Raw genomic sequence first — 26,576 nt, 5'->3', positions numbered from 1 at the left:
TCATCCACCTATCAAAATGATAGGCGAGACTATACCCAAGTTGTGCCAAAAACGGCGCGAAAAGTGATGGGGGCGAACCCTTGCAGCCTGGTTGCCGCTCCGGTATGGCGATGGCCGAGTGGCGGGCTGTCGGGGTGCGGCTACGCCTTCGGCGGCTCGATCAGGGTCGCCAGCCGGTGAATCTCTAGTGCCATCGCCAGAAACCGCGCCGCCCATCCGGGGATGGGCGTATGTCCCTTGACCCATCGGCTCGGCGTGTTCTTGTCGACATCGGCCATTCGGCAGAAGTCCGATTGTTTCCAGCCGAGCTGTGCGAGTGCGGCTTCGAATTCAGCGGGTGTCATGGTTTCTCGCGTGCGAGTGAGAGGGAAAGTGCGGCGAGCATAGCATGAATCCCGAAAAGGGGATGTTATGGCCTACAATGTCCGCAATTTTACATAAAAGCTGTTATCACATTGTCGACCTGTGGATAGATTTTGTCCGCTTTACCGGAATTGCACGTCAATAAAGGGGTCTGCGTGATGTCCCTGTTTTGCTTATTTTTTGGGCAATGACGTGCACGGGAGTTATCCACAGGGCGCAACGAGACGGGCCGCATCCCTGATGCACGAAGGGCTGCCTTCAGCGTGTCGAGGTTCGCATCGGCCGCGGCGATGCGCTTTCCGAGCAGAAGGCGCACCCGTCGGCAATCGTCATAAATTGTCGTGTGCAGTTTTCCGCCCCTGTTCCGTGCTACGTATACCCGCCTCAGATCGACGCGGAGGAAACATGTCGTTTCCCGAATGGGGGTGTTCGTACAATCGCGCTGCACGTGCCGGCTCGTGACGTGCAGGAGGTGGATCGCGGCTGGAAATGTCATAGACCGGCGGTACGGTCGCTGCCCGCGAGCATCCGCGCTAAGGGCGCGAAAAACCGCAATGTTCTTGGGGGCGCCTTTTTCTGTTTCATCGAAAGCCATGGAGATTTTGGGCGGTCGCCCATGTACGTACTGCCTGTCGCACGGTACTTATCTGACTGCTGTCAACCCCGGCAGCGCCTTCAGATAGACCATCGACACACCTATGTCCCTGTCCGTACTTGAAACGCACTCCGTAGAGCTGTTCTGCCAGCGGCCACCGGGTGGCTGTTATGTCATCTGCGACGAACGGCACTATAAAGCGTGCCTCGGCAAGGCCGCAGACCTTGAGAGGGCCAGGGCGGAGACGCGGGAATTTCTTGCTATCGCCGCACTGAATCGCAGGAAGTGGGAGGAAGACCGGAAGCTGGTCAGGAATCTCATTGGCCGCAGCTGGCTGTTTTTTCATAGGGTCCGGGACCGCGATCCTGACGCCGATGGCTGGTGGGTCATCGTTGCGCTTCTCGAAGAGGTTCGCCGGGGCAAACTGCTTGCCGTTAAAGGTCCGCGTCACGGCCTGTTTCCGTCACCGTACAGCAGCACGCCGTTAATGAATCCCGTAGCGAAGGCCGGCAGTCAGCCGAACGGCGAACCCATTCTGTCTGTGCAGTACGATCCGGCCACCTGGCAAACCCAACTGAACGCTGCCCGCGCAGCCAGAGCTAGCGATAGAGGCGCATCAACGCTGCTCGGCGATGCGCAGCCGTTTGAGTATGTGCCTGATGCGTTGAGCGGCGATGTCGTTGAACTCGCCGCGAGCACGAACAACCCAAACTACGCGGCGAAGATGCTGGGGTATGACCGCAAGACGTTTGGGGCTATCTTGCACAGGTTCAAGCCAGGCAATGGCTTGGGGCCAGCCGATAACGTCATCTGGCATGACAACGGCGACGTGTACTTTAATGGTAACCACATCGGAAATTTTCATGACTGGGCAAACTGAGGCCGCTCCAATGGCAGATCACCAACTTGCGCACGCGACCTTTTACATATCCGGCGACTCATTGGAGCCAGCCTTTTGGACGGCGTATTTCGACATCAAGCCGGATACAGCGATTACCAAGGGACAGCCGTTCACCACACCGTCTGGCCGACCGAGCAGCGCGCCGGGCCGCGTTGGCCTTTGGGGCCTGCGCAGTGAGGGCGCAGTTCGTAGCGATTCACTTGAGCCGCATTTGCGTTACCTGATTGGGCGCCTGAATCTGCCGAGAGCGGAACTCGGCCAACTGCTCGCAGACAAGGGACTTCGGATGCGCTTCTTCTGTTACTGGTACAACGAGAGCGGCGACCGCGTGCCCGATGTGCCCGACGATATCCGCACCCTGATGGAAGCGATGGGCGGCACGGTCGAGATTGACGAGTACCGATAGCGCGGCGTGAGCCGGCCCAAACGCAGAAGCCGACCCTCGCGAGTCGGCTTTTTTGTGCCCGTCTTTCCCGGCTGCCAGTTCGACGCCGCTCCCCCCAAACGGGGGAACGGGAAATCTGGCGGCGCGTCTGCGTGATCGCGTGGCGCCCTTCGAGCGACGGTTAATGCCGTCCGCCGCCCCTTTTTATAGACGGAAAAAACCCCGCCTAACCCGCGCGTAATGGACTGAAGAAATTCGGCGCGCATTAACTAGCCGGTACAAACGGGCGTTGTTTCGTTTGGACTTGTTTTTCGCACCGTGCGAACTTTCGCAGTAACGGCTAACCCCGCGCGGCCTTGCGCGACAGGGCTTTGCGGACGTCTCCCGCTTGCACCTATTCGTGCTTTCGTTCGGCCTTATGCAGACATTGCCGGGTCGTCCGCTCCCTGTACCTGGACACTTTGCGGCCCGCGCCCGCGTGGTGGAGTCTGTGTTTTTTCCGTCAGAGCCCCTGGTTTGCGTAGCTCGGATTGCGTCCGGGAAGCTGAGTAGGCGCTCACGGCGTTTCTTTCCCATTCCACTCCTTTTAATAGGGGAAAAAAACTCCCGGTCTCCGTGGTAACCGGCGTGGTAGCCGAAAATAACAGCCGAATGCCCCAGTGATTTTGCAGAAGCCAATTTTGGATTTTGTACGGAAGCTAGCGCGACGCAGCGGGGTAAGTCTCAGCCGTTCTATGTGCTGACAAAAGACGGGTTCATGTTTCTCGTGATGGGATTTACCGGCAAGGCAGCCGCCTCAATGAAGGAGGCGTTCATTGAGGCGTTCAACGCGATGGCCGAGCACAATCGTGCGAGTGGCAACCAGCCGCTCTGCTTGGCTGGCGGGCCTTCGCGGGGCGCTTCCGGTGGCAACCGGTCCCCGCTTGGTTCGCAGTCGGCAAGGCCGTTTTCCGTGCGAACCTGAGCGCGAATCAACGGCCGCGAACCAGCCGCAAAGCCGTGACGGGCGGCGCGCTCGCCGTGGTTCGCACTGACCGATGGCTACCAGCGTGCGAACCGCCCAAACCGTGGTAACCAGAGTGGTAACCGCCAGCGTGGTAACTGCGTTTTCCGTGGATACCGCAGTGGATACCGCGCGTTGGGTACCTATGCGTCGAGGCCGAGACCGCGGGCACTCTGGCGCTCCGTAACAGCGTGCCCAGCTGTTACATCGACTGTTACAGCCGCCGTGTTACAGGATCGGCGGCGCGAACCTTAACAAACCTGAACATTTCGCCCGCACACGCAAAGTGCGGTTTCCGTGGAAACCTGTGTGGCAACCTCGCGATCGGCAACCAGCGGCTCAGCCTTTGCCGGCGGCCCTTCGCGGGTCGTTTCCAGTGGAAACCTGCCGCCGATGGTTCGCAGCCGGAAACCGCGTTTTCTGTGCGTACCGCGCTGCGTACCTCCTCTGTGCGTACCAGCGCGAGAGCCATATCCGCAAACGGTTTCCGCTCAGGCTGAGGCGCAGGCATTCGCGCCAACCTCAACTTTTCTCAACCTCTCATGGGGTCCGCTTCCGTTTGGTTGCGTGGCCGTTGCGTGCGGCCCCTGCTGGCGAGCCTTGCGCCGCGTTGATGGCTAGTTTCCAGTGGCAACCGGAGTGGTAACCGGCGCGAGAACTGTGACCCTCAAGGCTTTCAGTCCATCGGGCACGGTGGGTGGCGCCGGGGGCCTGCTCTTCGGTGCGTCGACATCGGCGCGCACTCTACGCCGAACTCACTCGGTCTCGGTCAGGGCATCGTAGGCCGCCGACGTGGCGCCTCTAACAATCGATGCGCGATTCAGAATTGCATAGCACTGGTTCTTGTCCTTCGTAGCGAACTCTCGATAGGGATTTTGGACACCATCGAACAGTAGCCAGGCGTCCTTAAGGCAACGACGAATCTCAACGAGTTCACCGAGCTGTCCGTCGCTAATACTAGGACGCTGGCTCAACGCAGATATGCGCTCGAGCAGATCGTCCATCGTCCGACGGAACATTGTGGCGCGCGGGTGATTGGGCCACTCCATATGGTGAAAAGTTGCTAGGAAGTCCTCTGGCAAAAAGACCTCAGGCGAATGGTCAAATGTGCGTGTCAGGTCGCGGAGCGCCTCGTCGGCTTCGTCAGCTATTGCGCGAACGGCGGCGGCCAGAGCGAGGTTGGAAGTTCGGCGCTCGCTTTCGCGTAACCGCCGGTCTTTGCGAGACTGAAGCCACGGAAACATGAAGGCTGAGACCACGGCCAGAATGCTCCCGATTGCCTGAACCCAACCCGACAGGCCGGCGTTGTTGTTGGTCCAATTGAGCACAGCTTGAATTATGTCCACGGCCACAAAGTCTTCGGATGCAAAGCGGCCAATACTACGTGGCGGCCGCCGGTGCGGCCAGCAATATTCCATGCAACGCGAGTCGTTGCGTTGTCATCCGGCCAGCCACGCGGCCACCCGGCGCTCATCGTCGGGCGGACCATCGAGGAGCGGCACGCGCTCGAGCGCCAGTGGCGATCCGCCGAAGGGAGCGCGACGATATCCACCGCGTCATCGCGGTCCGCACGCGCGATCAGGCCCACATACATCCGAGGCCCGCCGGGGTGTTCGTAGCGGCGCACGACTATGGGCAGGCCGAGCAGGGGCGTGGGTGCGTACCGTGGTCCGCGGCAGTCGCATAGGTGCACGCCACGAATCAGGCCGGGGTCGAGCGACCCCTCGGCCAGCGGTGCGGCGAGCCGCCCGGCCTTGATCGCCTTGCGCACGGCGCCTTCAGAGCCGCCTTCATGGCGAGCGAATTTGCGAATCGAGACTTCGGCCAATGCGTTACCCCTGTCCTGCTGACACAGAAGCGGACGGTTGACCGGAGGGGGAATCGAGATCGTTTCGCTGAAGAAAGCGGGTCAATTTATCGAGCGAATTCGCGCCATGCGCTGCGGCCTCGCTTGCGATGCGCTTCACGACTTCTTCGTCAATCGAGAGATCGAGTTCTCGACGCATTGCAAGGATTGCCCCTGACTGCAATTCGGTCAATTTCGACAAATTTTTGGCTAAGTACTCGATAGATCGAGCAATTGACTGTCGATATCGCAGGGTTGCTTTGTCGCGGTCCTCTATCATTGTGGCAAGCAGCTTTTGGTGCCCTTCCCATTGCTGCATCACCCGTGCAAATTGGACTGCATTTCCTCCCTGGAGATTGCAGGCCTTCATCATTTCAGTCAGTGCGTTTCCATTGGCAAGCTCCTTGTCGATTAGCAGCGCCAATTGGGTCACTAACATGAACTTCGCTACTGACTCGGCTCGCCTAATTGCGAGCTCCGCGAAGATCTCCCCCACAAACTGAGCAAGATGGAATGTAGCCGTGACTGTCTCTGCCGATCCGACTGCATGGATTCCCGCAAGTGCGGCAGTCACGGCCTTCATTTGTTCGTTGGCTTTCGCGGAATCGGTTTCCGCTCCTGTCATCTCTCCGAGAACGTGTGACGCTTTGGCTGCCTCCTGAAGGGCCGGCAAGAATACGTCCCGTCTCAGGTCCATTCTGCGCTTGGCCTCAGATTGTTTCGCGGCGTCTTCGAGCTGCATTCCAAGCATCCGCCGCGCGTTTGCATTCGCGCGCCACGTAGTGAAGCCGCTGATAGCTGCGGCGATAACGGCCCCGAGTATCGCAGCCCAGACCTCCTTCGGAACCTGGGCCATCGTTGACCCTGCCGATGCGAGAAGTGCGCTCCATTCGGACGCCGTAGTCGCAAGTGCTGTGCTTGCAGTTGACATTGGCATAGCGGCCCCCAAAGGTTGACGTTTTAAATGTTCAAAGCTTGGCGGCCCATTGTGGCAGTGTTCTCGAATCAGCACAGCGAGGCACTCGCGCACTCGGTCTGGAGCGGCGAGCTAGTTGTGCGATCCATCCAGGAAAGCGGTTTGTGCGAGGTCATACCTCACGTCGAGCATACGTTCAGCAAAAGCCACGTCGTCTGGCTCAAAGATCGTCGTCGAATTCGCCGGTCGGCGTGGCTGGCGGCGTTGCCACGCCCTGCGCTGCACGGCGCTTGCGCCGCACGTGATAGGCGGTCAGCACCGCGTGCGCCACCATGTCGAGCGCCGGGCGGGCTTCGCCGTGCTTGTCCGTCCAGACCTTCGGCGAAAGCGTGCCGGCCAGCGCCACAGCGTCGCCGTCCTCGAGCGCGAGCAGCGCGGCGGCGGCCGTATCCGAAAACGTGATGACGTTCACGAACAGCGTTTCTCCGTCACCGACGGCGGCGCGCACCTTCGCAGTAACGAACGCCTTGCCACTCTGTCCCGTGCGTGTTTGCGCGGTGCCGTACAGCTTCCCCGCGATCAGTCCATCGATCATGCAACTCCCCCTTGGTTATTGAGTGGCCGCCGCGGCTCGCCGTCCGCCATCGGGACGCGAATGCGACCGGACACCGCTTTCGGTTCGCACATCATTGTGCGCCCCCCTCGATATCCGAGCGATAGGGCGGCAACCCGAGCGACGAGGCCATCACGTCTATCTGACGATGCATGACGTTCAGCGCGACCATGCAGCCGCGCAGGATCATCTGCGTCTCCTCGTCCAGATTGTCGCCGCGCTCGGCGAGGTGGTGCGCGATGTGCGCCTGTATGGTCGCAGGATCGAGGCCGCAGTTTTCGCGAAGCAGGCGCTCGGCGGTTTCGTTGGCCAGGCCATATTCTTCCTGGAGTCTCATAGACGCGTCCCCCTTGTGTGACGGGCGCCGCTCGCCCGCGCTTGCTTGTAGCCGCGCTTCGTCAGATCCTCATTCGCCCGCCACGTGCGCCGGGCAGCCTCGTCGCGGGTGGCTACCTTCGCGCGCATCGCCTTCACGCGTTCGCGGAAGTAGTGCAGGTTCGGCAGCAGGTCGGCGAGTGGCCCGCGCATGGCTCGCGTCATCACGTCGTCCAGCAGCTCACGCGCCCAGCCTTCGAGCGCCGCCAGTTCCTCCAGCATCCCGGCCAGATCGGCGCGCAACCGCCGCACGTCATCCGGTGACAGATACGGCCCCCACGGCAGATGCGCGCCGCCGTCCGGATCGACGGGCGCTCGCACTCGGGCGGTGGGGGTTTTCGGGGTGCGCTCATTCATCGCAGCCTCTCATCGGGCGAGCGCGACGGTTTCTTATCAAGCGCGATGCGCGCGTCGATCTCAGCCTCCGCCACATCGAGCCGCTCCCGGTAATGGTGCAGGTTGGCCAGCAGATCGCTTACCGGCGCGTGTAGCGCCAGATACATGACGCTGCACAGGAACTCCTCCGCCCAGCATTCGTAAGCGGCCACCTGCTCAACGAGCTCTACCAGATCGCCGCGCAGGCTGAGTATTTCATCACCCGACAGACGCAGCCCCCAGGGAAGCCTGACGCCCGCCAATGGAATGACTTTCTCGCTCCAGGGCGATCCATTTGGATTTTCATAAAACATGTGTGCCTCCCTTGTCCGGTTCCGCGAGTTGACGGATTCGCCCCACCCACTCTTTCTTGAGGCGTAACTCACGTAACTGGCGTAACAGCCCTATGCGGTAAGGGTTTGCGCGGTTACGCCGGCTTTGGACTGGGCGTAACCCACGTAACGGATGGGGTGGTTGATGACATTGGGTTACGTCAGTTACGTCATCACTGAACCCGGCGTAACCGCTGAAAGCCTTTGCTGGTGGGCTCGTTACGTTGGTTACGGGAGTTACGGCACAAAATGCAATGTCCGCTGTGAATTTCATTCCCCGCCTCCCTCGATCGCGCTGGGGTCGATGTGATAGAGGCGTTTCTTCCTTTCCGGCGTGTGCGTCACTTTCGCAATCTCCACTTTGCCTCTATCAGCAATGGCGCCCGCTTCGTCGAGCGCGCGCAAGGCCCGATTGAAGTCGTTGCCCTTTGTCGCTTCGCGCAAGCCTCCAGACGTGAACAGGTACAGTCGCCGCTCGCCGTCCTGTTTCCAGTACCCAGCGCGATCGCGGATCAGGTCGGCACTTCCCTCGATGTTCGAAAACCGGCTGTCGCCGTAGCGGTCAATGAAGTCGGCCACCGCGCGCAGGATGGCGGCGTGCTCCGCGCTTTGACCACCGGGGGGACGTTCTCCGCGCCAGAGGTTGAACGCATGAAGGGCGGCGCGGGTCGGTTCATCCGATTGCCACGGCACGATGTCCCATGCGATCGCCATTTCCCCGGCCAGCGCACACACCGCGAACAGACGCGCCGCCCGCCGCTCCTGTCCCTCCGCCGCGTCGAATCTCTCCAGAAGACCATGCAACGCATCGGCGAGCCGAAAATCAGCGCGCAGCTCGCGCACCAGCGCCTCAATGAAGCGCGGCCCGGCGTGGCCGTAGTGCGTCGCCGCCATTGCGCGCATTTCGTCCGACAGCGCGCTACCCGATGCGCGTCCGTGCAGTGTTTCGAACACGCCGTATGTGCCGGTGACTGGCACGTCCAGCAGGCGCACGGCCTGGCCCGCCTTCGCCTCGATGCCGCCGGCCGCCATGCGTGCCGCAACGGTCGGTTCGCCCGTAGAGAGCACGAAAACGCGCCAGCGCGTCGCCTGCCGGGCCTCACCGTGCCGGTTCGCGCGTGTTTTTCCCATGCCGTTGGCAAGCGCATAGGCTGTCTCGTACAGGTCGTGCGGCTTGATCTCGCCGATCTCGTCCAGCATCAGCAGTGTGTCTGAGTGGAGCGCAGCGGTCCCCTCCAGACCATTTGAAGTAGCCCGCCATTTCCTCTCAAAGCGCGGACTGCCCCAAATGCTGATTGCGGCCCGCGCCGCTGTCGTCTTGCCGTGTGACGAGTCGCCGTACAGATGCGCACCGCCTCCGTCAATGTTCAACGGACCAAGTAAGGGTCCAGCGAATCCGGCGCACATGGCGAACACCAGCAGCGGGTTATCGACGGCGAGCGCTGCGAGCTCGCGCCATTGCTCGAACCTGCCGGCGGTCGAATACGGCGCGGTGCGCCCGGTTGACTGGAACCAGATATCGTCTGCGCCGATCACTACTTCGGGCAGAACGAATGCGCCGGCGTGCCAGCCTGTCACGCTCGCCGCACGCATCGTCAGCTTTGGATGCTGACCCGCGATATAGCGCGGCACGGCCTGCCGGTCATTCAGATCAAACACCAGCCCTTCGGATAGCAGCACGGCGCGCACCTCGTTTCCGTCGCCAGCGAGCATGGACATGGGCATCGCCCATTTCTTGCGCCTGCCGGCCGGCGACAGCAGCTCGAGCAACCGGCCATACTCGGCATCTTCCTGATTGCGTGTGATGGCCGCGACCCACAAGGGCGAACTGATCCACTTGTCGACCATCTCTGGCGGCGCGTCGCCCTTGCCGAGCTTGACGCCATGCCAGTACACACCCGGCTTCATCCGCCTGCCGTCAATCTCCTGCCACGCGTCATAAACGCGCCAGCACGGACGCTCCTCGATGCGGGGGAAGCTGGCTGAACCATGATCCATTTCCCCTGCCAGTTCGACGGCTTGCGCACTATCAACGCACGCGCGTGCCACTTCGGCACCGCGCAGTACGAACAGGTCATTGATGTCGGTCGCGTCGTCCGGACGGTCATCGCCGAAGTCAGGGATAACCAGCGCGCCGCCGACGGACTGGGCGGCTTCAAGTGCCTTTCCGGCTCCGTTGCCGATCTCGCCGTGAATCAGGATCACGGCTTGGGGATGGGCGGCGCGCATCGCCTCGGCTACCTTCGGGAGATTGCCTGCCGACAGGGCGGCTACCGCAAGGTCCGTCCCGTAGAGCTGTTGATGCGTAAGCGCGCTTGCCACGCCTTCGGCGATCGCGATCCGGTGCACTGCGTCGCCCGGCTGCGAAGCGAGCCAGTACGCGCCGGCCTTTGTGCCGCCAGACAACGCTGTCTTGCGGCCGTCCCCGTCAATCATCTCCAGGCTCGTCACACCGTCCGCGGTTTCAATGCGAACGAGCAGCACGCGTGCCGTGAGCGGAACGTCTCCCTGTTTCGGGGGATAGTTCAGCAGCGCCGTCAGGTGCTTTACGTCAAGCTCGCGCAGCGTGGCGGGCGCGGTTAGTCCCTTGCGTATCAGGTACGGATGATCGTCGCGGGCCGGTGACGATTTCGCCAGCACCGCGAACGCGAGTGTTGCCGCCGCGCGGGCGCGCGTCAGGCGCTCGGCCTCCGCCTTTTCGGCGCGTGCGGCGCGATCTGCCCGGCGCTTCTCGATCTCCGCAGCATCGACGGCGGGCGCGGCGTGATTTGACAGCTGGAAGCCGTAATGCTTTGCGATCCCGTAAAGCGTGCCGATGGTGATACCGCCGCCGGAAGTCAGCGAGCGCCACGTGTCGCGTACGTCTGCAACGCTGTAGCTCGCGCCGCCCTTGCTCCACAGGTCGAATGCATCGAAACCGCCGTCACCGAGTTCGTGTTTCAGGGCAGCGCCGATGCGCCACCACTGTTCCCGCTCGATGTCGGGTGGGATGGCGGCGAGCGCCGCCTCGATGCGTTGCTGTTCGTCCACGATGATTTCACTCATTCGGTACCTCCTGCGCGCGCTCGATCTCGCGCCTGAGTGTGAAAAGAATTGATGCCGCTTCGTTGCGAATGCGGAACGAGTCGAATGCGCGGGCATCGAACGCAATCGCTACGGTGTAGTGCGGGATTGCGGCCACCGTGAATGGCTCGCGCGGCTCGCTGTAGTCGGAGCCCTGCAGGCGCGCTCGCTGACGTTCTGCGGCCTGTGCCAGCGCGTCGACAATCTCCACGCCGTCGACGTCGATCATGTGCGGGGCCACGCGCTCGACGGCCACGTAGAACGTGAACCGGTACGGCCATTCGGTCGATATCTTCAGGCGGTAGGCAGACTCAGGCATGGTCCGCCTCCTGTGAGGAGTCCTTATTGCCACGCTTACGCGAAGAAGCGGCGGTCTTTGCACGCGCGCTCCTCGCACCCGGTTCCTTGCCGAGCGCGGTCACTTCGCAGGAGATACGCTCAAGCAACACGAAGTCCGCTTCGCTCGCGACGAACGACAATGCCGCGATGATCGTGAGGCTGTCAGCCGCACCCCACAAGACCTGTTCGATGCCACCTTCGCCGAGTTGGGGGGCGCCCCCCTTGCTGTCGCAAATCAGATTTGCAAGGCCTGCGAGCGTGTCACTCAACGCGCCGGCCATTGTCTGCGCCGCGTCGGTTGCACCGCCGAGCCATTCAAGGTCAGCGGCCGCGAGGGCGGACATATCGGTGCGCTCTCTGAAAAAGTCGATCACGGTTGCGGCCGTCGCACATTGGCGCACGGGATGCTTTGTGTTCTTAGCCATGTGCCGCCTCCATCCCGCGAACCAGCGTTGCACGAACGTCGCCCAGGCCATCCTCGAACAGACCGAACAGCGCCACCTGCGCAGTGTTCGACAGGCCGGCGAACTGTTCTGCTACTTCTTCGAGGCTCAGCAGACTGGCGAGCGCCTGCAATTGATCGACGCGGATAACGGCGGCGTCCAGCTCGGTCATGCTGCTTTCTTGCTGTGTGCGTGCGAGGTTAGACATGGCTCACCTCCGCGCGCTTGAGTTGCTTTTGCAGGAGGTTGCGGGCGAGCGCGACAAAGCGCGGGGCATCCTCGGCGTCGATCCGCAGTTCGCCGTAGCTCGTCTGAATGGTGAAGCCTCGTTCCATGTCTGGAACCTGCTTTGCCAGTGCGTAGCCGATGCGGTCGATTTCCTCATTCGTGAGGGCTGCGGGCGTAGTCGTGTTCTTACGCATGGTCGTCTCCGCTTACCGTGTAGGAGTACTCAGCGCTTTCGATACGACGAATTACGCCGGGATTATTTGCGGACATTTCCGCCAGCAAGCGCAGCGCGTCGCCGGTAATGTCGAGCGCGTCTTGATACGTCTCCGCGAGCGCGGCGGCGCGCAAGGCGTTGGTGATGATGGATTGAATGGGAGATTGCGCCCGGCGATCGCGGGCGCGGTGGGGCTCAGGTGGCGCGGTTATTCGGGTGTTTTCAGGTCGATCGTTGCGCCCACTTCGCGCATCAGCGTCAGCACGTGATCGACCTGCGCAGGAGAGAGCGCTACCAACGCGCAGGCCATAAACAGGTTCGCTGGTGGAATCCCCTGTTGTTTCGCTTCCTCCGCATACTCGCGCCAGCGACGTGCGCTCTTCAGGCCGAGAATGTTGGCCATCTGCGCGCCGGAAAAGCCGAGCTTCTCCTTCCATTGTTTCAGTTGCGCCACGGATGGCGGTTCGTAGAGCATGGCGTGTCAATCCAGTGCGCACGGCGGCGCAAACGTAGGGTTGCATAGTATGGTTCCTTTCGGATAGCGGCCGCGCGGATGCGCTGCCCATACGGACAAATGTAGGCGGATTCCGCCTAGGTGTCAAGCAATGAGCCATGCTATCGGCCCTCCAACACGTACAAGCCCACGCGGTGACGCTCGCCGGCCTCGGTGGTGCGCCACACCCACGAGGTCGTGATGCGGTGGCCGAGCTTGCGCAGCTCGAACACGCGGCGCGGCGGGTGGATGATGTCGAGCTGGCGGCTCGCGTGCTGCGTGTCGATCGGGCCGCGCTTGAGGGCGCGGAGCAGACGATCGCGCTGGCCGGCGGCGGAGTTGCGGTCGCTCATCAAGCACCTCCGGCCAGCAAGCCGCTGCCGATCAGCGGCAGTTGCGCCGGCTCACCGCCGAGCTGGACGCGGTTGTGTTCGATGCGTTCGAAGTCGGCCGGGGTGGTGCTGCCGGACAGATAGCGCCAGGCGAACCGCAATGCGGCCACAACGTGGCGGCGCGTCATCTGCGCAAAGCTCACCACACCTGCATACGCGCACAGCATCCGGTACGCACGCGGCAAAGAGAGGCCGTGTTTCGCCATCATTTCGTCGGCCGCCTTGTAGAGCGGCAAGCGATCCAGTACCGTGCTGAGCGCATCGCTCTCCTCGAGCTGTGCGCCATTGTCGCGAAGGCTCAGGAATGCATCCACGAGCCGTACCTGTCCCGCGCGGGAGTTGCGGCCACCGATAAACGGCATTGCGATGAGTGCGCCGCGCTCGTCGAGTTCAATCATGCGCTGCTGGCGGTTCGACTCGTCGGTGTACGAGGTCTCCTCAAAATTGAGGCCATCTATCGTGCCGTCCGCGATCAGCGAATCAAGCGTGCGCATCACGTTGTCGTGACGGCGGCCGAACTCGCGCGCGATCGTCAGTGAATCCGTCACCGGCACGCCGCCGCGCAAGTGAACGATTTCCGCCAGCGCGGTATCATTGCCCGCGGTGGTCGTTGGTTGGGTCGCGTGCTTGTCGGAGCCGCGGCCCTTTTCGTTTCTGGAGGTCGTCGCCATCGATCAGCCCTCCACCGCTTCAGCAGACAGCGCACGGCGAAGCCGTCCTACTACCCAACGAGACGACGCGCCAATTTTCTGCGGCTTCTCGATCGAGCCATCGCGAACGCGCTGCCAGACGGTCGGTGTGGCAATTCCATAGAGCGCCGCGACAACGTGTACGTCGACGCGCGCCTCATCCGGGAGTGATGCGAAGGTGGACAGATAGTCCGCTTGTGTCTTGAGGGGCATGTATCGCTCCAGATTGGCGCGACACATAGACCCCGCTGTACCGCGCCGGATCGTATTTGATACGGGGCAGTGCGATTAGATATCGGGGCTCGCCTTCTGAAACGGGATGAATTTCAGCGCGTTTGCTTCGATTTTTTCCCACGGGAAGATTTTCGCGATTCACCAGCGGATTTTTTCCCGCCCTTCCGGAGGTAGGGCCGAACGGCATCGCGAGACAATGGCTCGGGGAGATCGGCGATCGCAGAGGCGAGGAGTGCGACGGTGCTGTCTAGTGGTTTGCCATATATCGCATTCATGCGAGCCGACAGTTCTCGGATGAGGAACGGCAAAAACCCGCCGTCGCTCCTTCCGGGCTGAGGGACGGGTAGAGGCGTATTGCCCGCGTCGCAGATGCGACCGAGCGAAAAATTCAGCACATCCATGAGCGAGGCCCCCTGAATCTCGTCGTGCAACCACCGAAACTTCTCCTCGGCAGACCGCGCGTGCCAGTCAGGGATAGGTTCATTGTCGAGAATTTCAATCGATTCCGGAGCGCCGTAACGATTGCCGTGATCGAATGCGAAGCGCGGACACCATGCGGTGCCGGCAAGGATTTTCTCTCCCCATTTGAACCGCGCGGCGAGGTTTCTGTGGCCGATGAAGTCCGCGAGCGCTGTGGTCATGAGAGCGTGAACCTCGCCGCATTCCTCTATTGCCTTGAGCAAGTTCTCCGCAGCCGAAATGACCTTGGTGAACGATTTGCCGCGCGCCGCTGCTGTGAGCTTGGGCATCGAACTGAAATTGCTCATGATCCCGTCCACCTCGCGAAGCATCCACTCGATTGCGTCATCGCGGGTCAGAATGAATCTTTTGAATCGCTCGTTGGCTATTGGCGTCGCCGCAATTGTCTCCCAGACCTTCTGCATCTCGGGGTTGTATTGGCAGAGTCGAGTCATGCGAGCGATCTCAATTTCGACCCATCGCGGATTGACGCCAAATAAGGGCTTCTGACCGTTCAGGTTCTCCCAGTGGCGATCGAGCCTCGCCCAATGAAGGGAGTTTAGTCGACCGTGATACCGCCGAATTATTGGGGCAGGCGTCCAATCAGGCAGGTAGCGCTTTCGAATAAGCTCATAGCGCCGCCTCCGCGCCTCGTCGCGACGCTCTTCTACCCCCATCCACTCTTCAATAGAACTCGTGACTTCATCCGGCTCCATCTCTTACCCCGTCTTGCGCATCGGCGTTACGTTCCACTGTTCGCCTGATTCGCAAACGCTCAGAAACCGCGCCCACAGCTCGAGCGCGGCCCGTCGCTCCTTCAGGTAGTCGCCCTTGTCGTAAATGCCTTCCATGCCGGGCAACTTGTGATTGAGTGCACGTTCGGCGATATCGCGATCGATGCCCATCGCGCGAAGGTGTGAGCGCGCCGTGCTGCGCAGGTCGTGCGGCGTGAGCGCACGAACGTTGCCCGGATGCGTGGTGAGATAGCGATCGATGGCCGCCGACATCGTGTTTGGGGCCTGTGGTGCATCGCTTTTCAGGCGCTCGCGCCGCGTCGCCTGTCTAGTCGGAAATACAAAGCGCGAACGCGCCGCTAGGCCGCGCAGTTCCTTGAACCATTCAACGACAGACGGGGCGAGCGGCACAGTGAAGGCGGCATTGTTGGAGGAGCGCGTTTTAATGCGGCCGGCCGGGATCGTCCACAGAGCATCGTCCAGTCGCAGCTCGTCCCACTCGGCATTGCATAGCTCGCCAGATCGAACACCGGTCGCGAGCAGGATGCGCAGCATCAGGCCGTTTTGTCTGCCGACGTCGTCTATCGTCTGCAGGAGTGTGCGCAGCTCGTTTTCTGTGAGCATCAGCCGCTGGCGGCGCGGCGGGCGTGCTCCAAGAATGGCGCCCAGCTCAATACCCCGGCAGGGATTTACCGCGACGATTCGCTTGCCCGCTGCGTGCGCAAAAAGCCGGGTGGCCGTATTGAGCATCAGTGATGATGTGGGCCACCGCTTCTTTGCGTCCTCGATCATCGCGATGATGTCGCCGGGTTCCACGTCGCGCGCGTGCATCGCGCCAAGCTTCGGCAGGATGAAACTGTCGAGGTGGTATTCGTGCGTCGCGCGAGTCTTTGCCGCCCTCGCGGGCAACACCTTGTTCCGGTAGTCGTCGACGAGCTGGCGCACGGTGAGCGCGGCAACAGCCGCCGTCTTTTCGCGCCGCCGGATCAGCGCCGGATTATCGCCGCTGTTGATCTGCACGCGTAGCGCAGCGGCTTCTTTGCGGGCTTGCGTCAGCCCCATGTCGGGATAGCGGCCGATGGTGACTTCCGCTCGGCGGCTGCCGTATCGGTAGCGCAGCACCCATGCCGCCAGTCCGGCCGCCGACAGCGTGAACGTGAGTCCGTCACCGTCCGCCTTGGCGATCGGTTGTCCGGCCTTGATCCAGTGCCGTATCTGTACGTCCGTGAGTACCTTGGATTCCCGCCGCGCCATCGCCCGCCTCTTCGCTTGATGCATTGGAGACAAGCGCGTGCAACTTAATCGGATTGGGCTGCTTTCTGGCTACCCATCTAGCTACCCATTTGGGGCGCGCTTGCCTGACAGCGGATGATACTGCTAGATCGCGTCTGATTGTTTACAGCCAAGCCAGACAACGGTTTGCGGGGGATTGCCGAGAGCGGAAGATAGCGCGTGATCGCGCAATATGCATCTTTTTACACTGGTGAATTTGAGCTTCACGTTTTCCGTGTATCCGTTGCTGCGTAGGGCTTCGCGCGTGCGGGCGGAGCCGAAAATCCCGGCCTCACCGGCCGTTGGGCGAATCGACCATTGGAGCCGTGCCCGGCCAATAGCAGATGATACACGTTGGCACATCGGAAACGGTACGGCTGGCAAGGAGCCCAGCCCCACCTTCAATACACCCCCGGTACCCCCGGCGGGCGCGTCTTGAACCGCTTGTGCACCCAGTAATACTGCTCGGGCATCAGCGGAATCTGCTCTTCGAGAAACTCGTTCATGCGTCGCGCATCAGCGTCATCGTCGCCGGTCGGATAGTCGTCCCAAGGTTTGAAGACCTTGAGCCGGTAGCCCTTGTAGTTCGGCAGCACCTCGCCGATGAACGGTACGACCTGCGCGTGCCCGACCTTGGCGAGACGGCCGACCGCGGTCAGCGTGCAGGTCGGCACGCCGAAGAACGGCACGAACGTCGAATTGCGCGCGCCGTAGTCCATGTCCGCGCCGAGCATCACCGGTTTGCGTTCGCGCAGCCAGCGCAGCACGACGCGCGCGCTGTCCGCGCGGCTCGCCATGTCCGCGCCGAAACGCGCGCGCGCTGCTTTCGCGGCTTCCTCGAACTCCTGATTCGACATTGGCTGATAGAGGGAGCCGCACTGGCGCTTCAGCGAGTAGTTCAGAAAGATCGAACCGGCCTCGATGCCGACAAAATGAAAGCCGAGAAATAATGTGGGCGGCAGGTTCGGGTCCGTCAGGTCGATCGCGCTGTCGAGCTGGACCAGCTTTTCGAGCTTCTTCGCCGAGCCGAACCACTGCACGCTGCGCTCGAGATAGCTGCGGATCGCATGACGGAAGTGCTTTTGCGCGACGTCCTCGCGGCGCTCGTCGCTCCAGTCGGGGAAGCACAGCTTCAGATTCGTATGAACGATGCGCTTGCGACGGCTCGGGATCTGGTAGAGCAGCCAGCCGAGCCCGTCACCGAGACGAGCGACCAATCCGTAAGGCAACAGCGCAAAGAGTTTGAGCAGCCCGATCGCGAGCTTCGCGCCGTAGCGGCTCAGCATGCAGCCTCCAGGCGCGCGGCGCCGCAGGGGGCGAAATTGTGGAAAGCGGAAAAATTGACGTGATACCGCACTCGTTTCGACTCTGTGACATTCAAAGGAAGTCGCTATAATAAGGGCTTCGCCGAGTTAATAGACAACTTGCGGGGCGAAGCCGGCGGGTGCGGTCCATGGGTTTTCATGGGTTATGCGTCCATCGGTCAGGTAATCCGCTAAAGCGTCGCCGCTTCAGACTCCCGAAGTCGGCTACGTGGAACGCAACCGTAACCACTAACAGGAGTCTGCAACGTGGCAAACGACTATCTCTTCACTTCCGAATCCGTTTCCGAAGGCCATCCCGACAAAGTCGCGGACCAGATCTCGGACGCGATCCTCGACGCCATCCTCGCTCAAGACAAGTACTCGCGTGTCGCGGCCGAAACGCTGTGCAACACGGGTCTCGTCGTGCTGGCCGGTGAAATCACCACCACCGCGAACGTCGACTACATCCAGATCGCGCGCAACACGATCAAGCGCATCGGCTACGACAACACCGACTACGGCATCGACTACCGCGGCTGCGCGGTGCTCGTCGCCTACGACAAGCAGTCGCCGGACATCGCCCAGGGCGTGGACCGCGCGCACGACAACAACCTCGATCAAGGCGCGGGCGACCAGGGCCTGATGTTCGGTTACGCGTGCGAGGAAACGCCGGAACTGATGCCGCTGCCGATCCACCTGTCGCACCGCCTCGTCGAGCGTCAGGCGAATCTGCGCCGCGACGGCCGTCTGCCCTGGCTGCGTCCGGATGCGAAGTCGCAGGTCACTGTGCGTTACGTTGACGGCAAGCCGCATGCGATCGACACCGTCGTACTGTCCACCCAGCATTCGCCGGACATCGAGCTCGACACGCTGCGCGAAGCGGTGATCGAGGAAGTGATCAAGCCGACGCTGCCGGCCGAGCTGATCAAGGGTGAGATCAAGTTCCTCGTGAACCCGACCGGTCGTTTCGTGATCGGCGGTCCGCAGGGCGATTGCGGTCTGACGGGCCGCAAGATCATCGTCGATACGTACGGCGGCGCGGCGCCGCACGGCGGCGGCGCATTCTCGGGCAAGGATCCGTCGAAGGTGGACCGCTCGGCAGCGTACGCCGGCCGTTACGTCGCCAAGAACATCGTGGCCGCGGGCCTCGCGTCGCGCTGCCTGATCCAGGTGTCGTACGCGATCGGCGTCGCCCAGCCGACCTCGGTGATGGTCAACACGTTCGGCACCGGCCGCGTGTCGGATGCGACGATCACGGAACTCGTGCGTCAGCATTTCGACCTGCGTCCGAAGGGCATCATCCAGATGCTCGACCTGCTGCGCCCGGTCTACGAGAAGAGCGCGGCGTATGGTCATTTCGGCCGCGAAGAGCCGGAATTCACGTGGGAAGCCACCGACAAGGCGCTCGCACTCGCCGAAGCGGCAGGCACTGAGCCGGTCGCGGCGCTTGCCGAATAAGGGCGAGCCGATCGCCGCTTGAAAGCAAACAAACCCCGCCGGCGTGAGCCGGCGGGGTTTTTTCCTTTGTCTATCGATGGCGTAGCGATGCCGCCGCGCGAAGCACGTCGTCGAGGCGGCGCGCTCGAAGTCTTTCGGTGCTCGAAGTCAGCCCAGCGGTGAACGGCCAGCCGGTCGGCAGATCAGCGGTCTAGCCACTCAACGCGCAACTGCAACTCACCGGCCCAGCAATCTCACCGGCTCGCAAACGCAAACGCAAACGCGAACCACCCGCCGCTGCTCGCCGACAGGCGACGCGGTCGGCGGCTCGCAGGCGTGGGCATCGCCGGCGCGCGTTTCGCGACCGCGAGGCGCAACGGTGTCGGTTTGCGCAGCAGCGTGCGCAGCGACAGACGGCGCGTGCCGCTCTGCTGGCGTAGCGCCGAGAAGAACGTATGGAACCAGGTGCGAAAGCCGTCGATGGCCTTCGCGTCGCGCCACTGCTCGCCGAGCGCGCGGGTGCGCGCGGCATGATGGCGCAGCGCCCGCATCATATGGCGGCGCGCGGGACGCGCCGCTTTCAGCGCGGCGCGGGTAAGACGGGTGCTCAAAAGAGTATGCATGGCTTCACATTTAGGCAATGAACCGCACGTCGGCGCGTGCACCGGATGTGCACGGACAAACAGCACCATATGTGCCAATGACGGGGTTGCGATGAACGGCCTGAAAGCGGGAAATTCGGTGCGGGTCGTGGCGCGGGAGATTGCGACGCGAAACACGGCGCACAGCGCAGCGAAGGTACAACGCGGAGAAACCGACGGCACGGGCCCTGACGGCCTGCGCACAACAGAAAACTGCGTAAGCGACGATCGACATGCGAGCAGGCTACATGGGAATCATGACGTCAGAAAGTCGGTTATTACCCTGCGAGACCGGATTTCTCCGCGGATCGAATCGTCGCGGATGCCAGTCTGCTGTCACCCTTTACGGGCGATTTGCGTGCGCGTTTGCCCAGCGAATGTGCGGTGCGGGCGCGCCGCGCGCCTGAAACCGGTGCATTGGCGCGCCGCGAAAAGCGAAGGCGACCGGCGCAAAAGATCAGCAGGACGCAGGAGCCTCTCGCGGTGAACCAACGCATCCCGATCGCGCCCGTTTTACAATCGAACATCAGTTAGTCGACGGTAACGGAACGCCATGTCACTCCATTCGAAGAAAGAGCAGATTCAAACGTTGCGGGAGCAGGGTTTTGTCGTCGTGCCTGGACTCGTGTCGCCCGAGCGTTGCGACGAGCTGAAGCGGATCGCGCAGCGGCAGCTGCAGGAAGCGGCGGCGCCGATCGAATTCGAAGCGGATTTGCAGTATCCGGGCGCGCCGTCATCGAAGGATGCTCTGGGCGGACATACGGTGCGGCGCCTGCTCGACGCGTACGGTCGTCACCCCGCGTTCGCGCAATGGGCGACCGCGTCCGAAATCCGTGGCTGGATGGAGCTGTATTTTGGCGAGGAGCCGCGTCTGTCGCGCGCGCATCACAACTGCATGATGACCAAGCACCCCGCGTACGGCAGTCTGACCGGCTGGCATCGCGACGTGCGCTACTGGTCGTTCGAGCGCGACGATCTGGTGTCGGTGTGGCTCGCGGTCGGCCCGGAAACCGTCGATAACGGCGCGCTGTGGTTCGTGCCGCAATCGCACGGCGCCGCGTTCACATCGGACCGCTTCGACGAAGCGAAGTTTTTCCGCGCGGATCTCGCCGAGAACGAGGCCGCGATCCGCACGGCGGTGTCGCCCGAGCTGAAGACCGGCGACGTGGTGTTCTTTCACTGCAACACTCTGCACTCGGCCGGCAAGAATCTGAGCGACCAGGTGAAGTTCTCGCTGGTGTTCACCTATCACGGCGCAAGCAATGTGCCGCTGCCCGGCACGCGCTCGGCCGCGAAGCCTGAGATCGCGTTCTAGATTATTTTGCTCGCGGGCCTCGCGCCGACGCTCAGCGCTTGCGCCCCGACATCGCGATTCCCGTCAGCCCGGCGAGCGTCGCCACCACGCCCGCGACGATCAGCACGATCGCCTTGTTGCTCGGCGAGCCGGTAAAGAAGCGCGACACGTCGCTGCTCACCGAATTGAATGCCTGCCCGCCGAAATACAGCAGCACGATACCGCCGACAATCAGCGCGATCGAAATCGCTTTCGTCATCTGCACCTCCCATCAACCTGAACCGGCCAGAGTGTAGGTGAGGCGTGCGTGCTCGTCCATCCCGCATACTGGTTGCGCTGCAAGCGCCGCGTCGATTGGCTAACATAGCGGTCTGGCCGCACCGCGGCGACACCACAACAACAAATCTCCCCAGCAGCACGCCTCCCGCAACGCGCGAATCCTCACGCCCGCCATCCTCGGGCGATCTCATCGACAAGGACACTAGCAATGGCTTACGAAGCAGCTTCAGAACGCTATTCGGACATGCAATACCGCGTCTGCGGCAAGTCGGGTCTCAAACTGCCGGCGCTGTCGCTCGGCCTGTGGCACAACTTCGGCGACACCACGCCGATCTCGACGCAGCGTGACATTCTGCGCACGGCCTTCGACCTCGGCATCACGCACTTCGATCTGGCGAACAACTACGGCCCGCCGTACGGCAGCGCGGAAACCAATTTCGGCCGTCTGTTCAAGGACGATTTCAAACCGTATCGCGACGAGTTGCTGATTTCGTCGAAGGCCGGTTGGGATATGTGGCCCGGTCCGTACGGCCAGGGCGGCGGCTCGCGCAAATATGTGCTCGCGAGTCTCGATCAGAGCCTGAGGCGCATGGGCCTCGATTACGTCGACATCTTCTATTCGCATCGCTTCGACGCGCACACGCCGCTCGAGGAAACCGCGGGCGCGCTCGCGAGCGCGGTGCAGCAGGGCAAGGCGCTGTATATCGGCATCTCGTCGTACTCGTCGGCGAAGACGCGCGAAATGGCGAAGCTGCTCGCCGAATACAAGGTGCCGCTGTTGATCCATCAGCCGTCGTACAACATGCTGAACCGCTGGATCGAACACGACCTGCTCGATACGCTCGATGAAGTCGGCGCGGGCACGATCGCGTTCACGCCGCTCGCGCAGGGATTGTTGACCGGCAAGTACCTGAACGGCGTGCCGGAAGATGCGCGCGTCAACAAGCCGGGCGGCGGTTCGCTCAAAGACGAGCATCTGAGCCCGCGGAACATCGAGCACGTGCGGAAGCTCAACGACATCGCGCAGCGCCGTGGTCAGAGCCTCGCGCAGATGGCGCTCGCGTGGGCGTTGCGCGATCCACGCGTGACCTCGGTGCTGATCGGCGCGAGCCGCGCGGAGCAGGTGCGCGAGAACGTCGGCGCGCTGAAGAAGCTCGCATTCTCGGCCGACGAACTCGCCGAAATCGATCGCTATGCGACCGAAGGCGGGATCAATCTGTGGGAAAAGCCGTCGACGGATCAGGCGATCTGATCGCGTGAGGAGCCGTCCGCGCAACAGGCGGGCGGACGCAAGGGCAAAACGAAGCCGCACGCTCAGCGTGCGGCTTTTCTGCAGGTATTTCGCCGCGCCGCTACACGAGCGCCGGCAGACCCTCGACCAGCGCCACCGCGCACATCACACCGATCAGTGCGCCCAGCACACGCAGCCCGTTGTGTCGCAACTCGGTCTTGCAGGGCAGCGCGCCGACGAATAGCGCGCCCGCCAATGCCATCGGAATGACCAGGATGAAATCGCCGATCGTAAAGTAGGTCATCTTCGTCTCCTCCCATGCGGGATGGTTGCTGTGTCGTTCCGGCAGAGGCCGCGGCTTCGAAATCATGCCGCGCCATTGCACGAATCGAGTATAGGAGACCGATCGAGCGGCGCGACGGCGCAAGCTCGCGCCTCGGCGCTTATTCGTAAGCTGCTGAACCCAGGCGCGGCGCGGCCCGCGGCGATTGGCGCGGCGCAACAAAACGCGGCGGAAAATATCAAACGTTCGCTTACGCAAGCCTTTCGTTTTGCCGCCGATCCATGCGGGTTGGCTGATTGCGGCCGGCTCGCGGTGCCCGCACCGCGCAACGCGACCGATGCGCCGGGCTATTCGCGCCCGCGCAGGCGGCTCGCCGCGATCAAGCCGATCACGAGCAGCGCACCGACTAGCCCGACGACGCCGTTCCAGCCATGACCGGCCCACACATGGCCGCCATACGAACCGACCAGGCTCGAGCCGATGTAGTACGCGAGCAGATACAGCGCAGCGGCCTGGCCTTTCGCGTCTTTCGCCAGACGCCCGACCCAGCCGCTCGCGACCGAATGCCCGGCAAAGAACCCGAACGTCACGCAGGCGATACCGGTCGCGATCGCCGCGAGCGGATGCAGCATCGTCAGCGCGAGGCCGAACACCATCAGCAGCAGGCTCCCGATCAGCACGCGTGCACGGCCGAACGTGTCGGCCATGCGCCCGGACCATGGCGACGCGACCACGCCAACCAGATAGACGATGAAAATCGCGCCGATCTCCGTCTGACTCAACCGATACGGCGGCGCGAGCAGCCGGTAGCCGATGTAGTTGTACAGCGTGACGAAGCTGCCCATCAGCACGAAGCCGAGCAGGAACAGCAGCGGCAGACCCGGTCGTGTGAACTGGCGCAACAGCAGCGTGCGGTGATGCGCGAAGCCGAGCCCGCGGCGCGGCACGAAATGGCGCGACGGTGGCAGCAGCGCGCGGAACGCGAGCATCGACAGCAGGCCGAGCACGCCGATCGTGCCGATCGCGACGCGCCACGAAAACAGATCCGCGACCACGCCGGTGATGACTCGCCCGGCCATGCCGCCGATCGCCGTGCCGCCGACGTACAGGCCCATCGCGAGGCCGAGGCCGTCGGGATGCACTTCCTCGGCGAGATAAGCCATCGCGACCGCCGGCACGCCGCCGAGCGCGAGCCCTTCGAGCGTACGCAGCACGAGCAGCTGGTGCCAGTGCGGCGCGACCGATACGCCAATCGTCAGCACCGACGACACCGTCAGCGACAGCGTCATCAGCTTGTGCCGGCTCCAACCCTCGGAGACGAAACCGGCGACGAAAATCGCGAGCGCGAGCGCAGCAGTGGATAGTGACAACGACAGACTGCTTTGCGCCGGCGTTACGTTGAACGCTTCGGAGAACGACGGCAGCAGCGGCTGCACGCAGTAGAGCAGCGAGAACGTCGCGTAGCCGGCGAACAGCAGCGCGAGGCTGGCACGCCAGTACGCGCGCGAGCCGCGTTCGAGATACGGGATGTCCGACACGGTGGTGGTGCTTGCGGGAGCAGCTGAAGCTGCGCCGCGGGAGGGAACGGCAGATGCGGTCCGCTGGGATTGCGGCGGCAGGGTCACAACAAAACTCCTTGGGTCACACGGAAACGCGCAAAAGTGTTAAGGATACGCTGAAAACGCATTTCAAGCCGGCGTCGCGGCCAACGCGGCGTGCCAATGGTGACCCGCAGCGCTCCATCCGCAGCACGTTGCGCGCCTATCTCCCGGCGCTAGCCGTGCGCCCCGGCTTCACTGCCCGGCGCCGGCGCCCGCGTCGGCCCCGAAGTCGCCGTCGACGGATGCACGAGCGCGTCGTCGCCCGGCAGTCTCGAGGTATCCCAGCCGCCGCCGAGCGCCTTCACCAGCGCGACGCTCGCGGCCATCCGGCGGCGCGCGATCGCGACCGCGTTGCGCTCGTTGGTCAGCGCGATCGTGCCGGCATCGACGGCGGGGAAAAAGTCGCGGCCGATGAACGGCAGCAACAGCAGCGACGCGCAACAGCACGCGAGAAACAGCGTGACGAACAGTCCCAATCGCGCGACTCGCGCTTCGAGATGTAAATCCGCGGGCTTGTGGTGATAGCGCAGCAGATACTTCGCGAGCGTCGGCACGAGCGTACGCGAGAAGAAGTACGACGCGAGCATCGCGAAAACCACCGCTTCGGCAAGCGGAATGAACAGATAGTGCGCGACACCGGTGAGCAGAAACATCGGCACGAACACGATACAGATCGCCAGCGTCGACACCAGCGTCGGAATCGCGATCTGATGCGCGCCGTCGAGAATCGCCTGTTCTAGCCTCTTGCCCTGTTCGAGCTGATGGCTGATGTTTTCGATCGCGACGGTCGCATCGTCGACGAGAATCCCGACCGCGAGCGCGAGCCCGCCGAGCGTCATGATGTTGATCGTCTGACCGAGCGCGGACAACGCGATGATCGACGTGATCATCGACAACGGAATCGATACTGCGATGATCAGCGTCGCGCGCCAGTTGCCGAGGAACAGCAGAATCATCAGGCCCGTCAGGCACGCGGCGATCAGCGCTTCACGCAATACGCCCTGCACGGATGCACGCACGAACAGCGATTGGTCGGCGACGGGATCGATATTCAGCGACGGCGGCACCAGATTGCGCAGCGTCGGCATCATCGTCTTGATGCGGTCGACGATATCGAGCGTGGACGTGTTGCCGCTTTTGCTGATCGTCAGCAGTGCGGCGCGCTGGCCGCTCACGCGCACGACGTTGGTCTGTGGCTGGTAGCCGTCGCGCACGTGCGCGACGTCGCGGATATAGATGGTGCCGTTTGCCGTGGTGCGGATCGGAATGTTGTTCAGGCCCGCGAGGGAATCGGGGCTGCCGTTCATTTCCACCGAGTACTCGGTCGAGCCGATCTTCGTGGTACCCGAGGGCAGGATCAGATTTTGCGCGGAGACTGCGTTGACCACGTCGATCGGCGACAGATTGCGCTCCTGCAGCTCGCGCGAATCGATGTCGACCATGATCTGCCGCTGCTTGCCGCCATACGGCAGCGGCGCGGATGCGCCCGGCACGGTGGCGAGTTGCGTCTTCAGGAAGTTATTGCCGAAGTCGTAGAGTTCCTGCTCGGTCAGCGACGCGGACGACAACGCGAGCCGCAAGATCGGCACCGTCGACGCGTTGTAGCGCGGGATGATCGGCGGCGTGATGCCGGGCGGCAGCGAGCGCACTTGTGATTGCGACAGCGCGGTGACCTGGGCGAGCGCTTCGTCGATATTCGCGCCCGGCTGGAAAAAGATCTTGATGACGGCGATGCCGTTCAGCGATGTCGATTCCGTGTGTTCGATATCGTTGACCGCCACCGACAAGCCGCGCTCGTAGTTCAGCGCGATGCGCCGCTCCATTTCGTCGGCGGGCAGGCCGTTATACGACCAGATGACCGAGAGCACCGGAATATCGATGTTCGGAAAGATGTCGGTGGGCGTGCGCAGAATGGTCAAGCGCCGCGCGGATCGGAAACGCAGGCGCACACCTCGGCGCGAAGGCAGGTGCGAAGCCGCGCGGCGCCCGCATCTGGCAGATCGTTCCGGCAGTGCACGTTTTTGATGTCTCCCCCCGCAGGGTTTATGATGGTCTGCATTACGACGTCTGACGCCGAGATCATCGGCTGTGCGCAGCGTAATGGGAATAGGGCGAAACGACGGGTGAAAGCCTTCTGTTCGCCTTCCCAAAGCCCCGCAAAGCGGGAACAATGACTCGAACCTCTTACGCGCCATGCGCGCGACAGATTAAGTGCGCACGCAACGTCAAATGCGAAGCGGCG

Annotated in this window: 30 protein-coding genes and 1 pseudogene; 6 read left to right on the top strand and 25 right to left on the bottom strand. The window is 62.6% G+C overall.

Annotated features, from left to right (window positions below; translation table 11 throughout):
- Positions 1-140: 140 nt before the first annotated feature.
- The gene (locus HDG32_RS16480; protein ID WP_184068935.1) at positions 141-344 is read right to left on the bottom strand and encodes a hypothetical protein; all 204 of its coding nucleotides are present in this window, start codon (positions 342-344) and stop codon (positions 141-143) included.
- A gap of 717 nt (positions 345-1,061) precedes the next feature.
- Between HDG32_RS16480 and HDG32_RS16475 the strand changes: the two genes are divergently transcribed.
- The 3 genes from HDG32_RS16475 to HDG32_RS16465 all read left to right on the top strand — a co-directional run bounded on the left by HDG32_RS16475 (position 1,062) and on the right by HDG32_RS16465 (position 3,208).
- Complete coding sequence (locus HDG32_RS16475; protein WP_184068931.1) at positions 1,062-1,838, top strand: hypothetical protein; 777 nt, start codon at positions 1,062-1,064, stop codon at positions 1,836-1,838.
- A gap of 10 nt (positions 1,839-1,848) precedes the next feature.
- Positions 1,849-2,265, top strand: coding sequence for a DUF4279 domain-containing protein (locus tag HDG32_RS16470; RefSeq protein ID WP_184068928.1), 417 nt, complete (start codon positions 1,849-1,851; stop codon positions 2,263-2,265).
- A gap of 619 nt (positions 2,266-2,884) precedes the next feature.
- Complete coding sequence (locus HDG32_RS16465; protein WP_184069054.1) at positions 2,885-3,208, top strand: Rha family transcriptional regulator; 324 nt, start codon at positions 2,885-2,887, stop codon at positions 3,206-3,208.
- 794 nt (positions 3,209-4,002) lie between these two features.
- Here the strand turns inward: HDG32_RS16465 and HDG32_RS16460 are convergent.
- The 19 genes from HDG32_RS16460 to HDG32_RS16370 all read right to left on the bottom strand — a co-directional run bounded on the left by HDG32_RS16460 (position 4,003) and on the right by HDG32_RS16370 (position 17,550).
- Complete coding sequence (locus HDG32_RS16460) at positions 4,003-4,593, bottom strand: hypothetical protein (protein WP_184068925.1); 591 nt, start codon at positions 4,591-4,593, stop codon at positions 4,003-4,005.
- Positions 4,584-5,075, bottom strand: a complete 492-nt coding sequence (locus tag HDG32_RS16455; RefSeq protein ID WP_184068922.1) for a hypothetical protein — start codon at positions 5,073-5,075, stop codon at positions 4,584-4,586. Before HDG32_RS16455 ends, HDG32_RS16460 begins: the two co-directional genes overlap by 10 nt.
- 4 nt (positions 5,076-5,079) lie before the next feature.
- A complete protein-coding gene (locus tag HDG32_RS16450) occupies positions 5,080-5,949 on the bottom strand; it encodes a hypothetical protein (RefSeq protein WP_184068920.1) in 870 nt (289 codons plus the stop codon).
- Between the two features lie 280 nt (positions 5,950-6,229).
- Positions 6,230-6,604, bottom strand: a complete 375-nt coding sequence (locus tag HDG32_RS16445; protein ID WP_184068917.1) for a single-stranded DNA-binding protein — start codon at positions 6,602-6,604, stop codon at positions 6,230-6,232.
- Between the two features lie 91 nt (positions 6,605-6,695).
- Positions 6,696-6,959: a hypothetical protein gene (locus tag HDG32_RS16440; protein ID WP_184068914.1), complete on the bottom strand. Its 264-nt coding sequence runs from the start codon at positions 6,957-6,959 to the stop codon at positions 6,696-6,698.
- Complete coding sequence (locus tag HDG32_RS16435) at positions 6,956-7,354, bottom strand: hypothetical protein (protein WP_184068911.1); 399 nt, start codon at positions 7,352-7,354, stop codon at positions 6,956-6,958. Before HDG32_RS16435 ends, HDG32_RS16440 begins: the two co-directional genes overlap by 4 nt.
- A complete protein-coding gene (locus HDG32_RS16430; RefSeq protein WP_184068909.1) occupies positions 7,351-7,686 on the bottom strand; it encodes a hypothetical protein in 336 nt (111 codons plus the stop codon). The genes HDG32_RS16435 and HDG32_RS16430 overlap by 4 nt, the downstream gene beginning before the upstream one ends.
- 288 nt (positions 7,687-7,974) lie before the next feature.
- Complete coding sequence (locus HDG32_RS16425; protein ID WP_184068907.1) at positions 7,975-10,749, bottom strand: DUF927 domain-containing protein; 2,775 nt, start codon at positions 10,747-10,749, stop codon at positions 7,975-7,977.
- Entirely contained in the window at positions 10,742-11,086 is a 345-nt protein-coding gene (locus HDG32_RS16420) for a hypothetical protein (protein ID WP_184068904.1), read from the bottom strand. The genes HDG32_RS16425 and HDG32_RS16420 overlap by 8 nt, the downstream gene beginning before the upstream one ends.
- Complete coding sequence (locus tag HDG32_RS16415) at positions 11,079-11,480, bottom strand: hypothetical protein (RefSeq protein WP_184068901.1); 402 nt, start codon at positions 11,478-11,480, stop codon at positions 11,079-11,081. The genes HDG32_RS16420 and HDG32_RS16415 overlap by 8 nt, the downstream gene beginning before the upstream one ends.
- Before the next feature lie 43 nt (positions 11,481-11,523).
- Positions 11,524-11,721, bottom strand: coding sequence for a hypothetical protein (locus HDG32_RS16410; RefSeq protein WP_260336493.1), 198 nt, complete (start codon positions 11,719-11,721; stop codon positions 11,524-11,526).
- A gap of 28 nt (positions 11,722-11,749) precedes the next feature.
- On the bottom strand, positions 11,750-11,971 hold the full coding sequence (locus HDG32_RS16405) for a hypothetical protein (protein WP_184068895.1): 222 nt from the start codon (positions 11,969-11,971) through the stop codon (positions 11,750-11,752).
- A 228-nt stretch (positions 11,972-12,199) separates the two neighbouring features.
- Entirely contained in the window at positions 12,200-12,466 is a 267-nt protein-coding gene (locus HDG32_RS16400; protein ID WP_184053157.1) for an XRE family transcriptional regulator, read from the bottom strand.
- 140 nt (positions 12,467-12,606) lie between these two features.
- Entirely contained in the window at positions 12,607-12,837 is a 231-nt protein-coding gene (locus HDG32_RS16395) for a helix-turn-helix domain-containing protein (protein ID WP_184068893.1), read from the bottom strand.
- Positions 12,837-13,547: a Rha family transcriptional regulator gene (locus tag HDG32_RS16390; protein ID WP_184068890.1), complete on the bottom strand. Its 711-nt coding sequence runs from the start codon at positions 13,545-13,547 to the stop codon at positions 12,837-12,839. Before HDG32_RS16390 ends, HDG32_RS16395 begins: the two co-directional genes overlap by 1 nt.
- 3 nt (positions 13,548-13,550) lie before the next feature.
- Positions 13,551-13,778, bottom strand: coding sequence for an AlpA family transcriptional regulator (locus HDG32_RS16385; RefSeq protein ID WP_184068887.1), 228 nt, complete (start codon positions 13,776-13,778; stop codon positions 13,551-13,553).
- Positions 13,779-13,891: 113 nt separating this feature from the next.
- Positions 13,892-14,974 (bottom strand): hypothetical protein, encoded by a 1,083-nt coding sequence (locus HDG32_RS36430; RefSeq protein WP_260336492.1) that lies wholly within the window; start codon positions 14,972-14,974, stop codon positions 13,892-13,894.
- 3 nt (positions 14,975-14,977) lie between these two features.
- On the bottom strand, positions 14,978-16,270 hold the full coding sequence (locus HDG32_RS16375) for a site-specific integrase (RefSeq protein ID WP_184068884.1): 1,293 nt from the start codon (positions 16,268-16,270) through the stop codon (positions 14,978-14,980).
- Between the two features lie 395 nt (positions 16,271-16,665).
- Positions 16,666-17,550: a lipid A biosynthesis lauroyl acyltransferase gene (locus HDG32_RS16370; protein ID WP_184068881.1), complete on the bottom strand. Its 885-nt coding sequence runs from the start codon at positions 17,548-17,550 to the stop codon at positions 16,666-16,668.
- Positions 17,551-17,835: 285 nt separating this feature from the next.
- On the opposite strand from HDG32_RS16370, the gene metK reads away from it, so the two are divergent.
- Positions 17,836-19,026 carry a methionine adenosyltransferase gene (metK, locus tag HDG32_RS16365; protein WP_184068878.1) on the top strand — a complete coding sequence of 397 codons (1,191 nt, stop codon included), beginning with the start codon at positions 17,836-17,838 and terminating at the stop codon, positions 19,024-19,026.
- Positions 19,027-19,259: 233 nt separating this feature from the next.
- Here the strand turns inward: metK and HDG32_RS16360 are convergent, their stop codons facing one another.
- Positions 19,260-19,628, bottom strand: a complete 369-nt coding sequence (locus HDG32_RS16360; protein ID WP_184068875.1) for a hypothetical protein — start codon at positions 19,626-19,628, stop codon at positions 19,260-19,262.
- Between the two features lie 571 nt (positions 19,629-20,199).
- Between HDG32_RS16360 and HDG32_RS16355 the strand changes: the two genes are divergently transcribed.
- On the top strand, positions 20,200-20,961 hold the full coding sequence (locus HDG32_RS16355) for a phytanoyl-CoA dioxygenase family protein (protein ID WP_184068872.1): 762 nt from the start codon (positions 20,200-20,202) through the stop codon (positions 20,959-20,961).
- A gap of 31 nt (positions 20,962-20,992) precedes the next feature.
- Here HDG32_RS16355 and HDG32_RS16350 read toward each other — a convergent pair whose 3' ends face one another.
- The gene (locus HDG32_RS16350) at positions 20,993-21,199 is read right to left on the bottom strand and encodes a DUF3185 family protein (RefSeq protein WP_018419114.1); all 207 of its coding nucleotides are present in this window, start codon (positions 21,197-21,199) and stop codon (positions 20,993-20,995) included.
- A gap of 228 nt (positions 21,200-21,427) precedes the next feature.
- On the opposite strand from HDG32_RS16350, the gene mgrA reads away from it, so the two are divergent.
- A complete protein-coding gene (gene mgrA, locus HDG32_RS16345; protein WP_184025953.1) occupies positions 21,428-22,471 on the top strand; it encodes an L-glyceraldehyde 3-phosphate reductase in 1,044 nt (347 codons plus the stop codon).
- A gap of 100 nt (positions 22,472-22,571) precedes the next feature.
- Here the strand turns inward: mgrA and HDG32_RS16340 are convergent, their stop codons facing one another.
- The 3 genes and pseudogenes from HDG32_RS16340 to HDG32_RS16330 all read right to left on the bottom strand — a co-directional run.
- A complete protein-coding gene (locus HDG32_RS16340) occupies positions 22,572-22,754 on the bottom strand; it encodes a hypothetical protein (protein WP_090805541.1) in 183 nt (60 codons plus the stop codon).
- A 326-nt stretch (positions 22,755-23,080) separates the two neighbouring features.
- The gene (locus HDG32_RS16335) at positions 23,081-24,358 is read right to left on the bottom strand and encodes an MFS transporter (RefSeq protein ID WP_184068869.1); all 1,278 of its coding nucleotides are present in this window, start codon (positions 24,356-24,358) and stop codon (positions 23,081-23,083) included.
- A 341-nt stretch (positions 24,359-24,699) separates the two neighbouring features.
- Positions 24,700-26,301 (bottom strand): annotated as a pseudogene (locus HDG32_RS16330) (efflux RND transporter permease subunit); the annotation flags it as partial.
- Positions 26,302-26,576 lie beyond the last annotated feature (275 nt).

The organism is Paraburkholderia sp. CI2 (assembly GCF_014201055.1).
GTDB classification, from domain to species: Bacteria; Pseudomonadota; Gammaproteobacteria; order Burkholderiales; family Burkholderiaceae; genus Paraburkholderia; species Paraburkholderia tuberum.
This window is presented reverse-complemented; position numbering and strand designations above follow the sequence as displayed.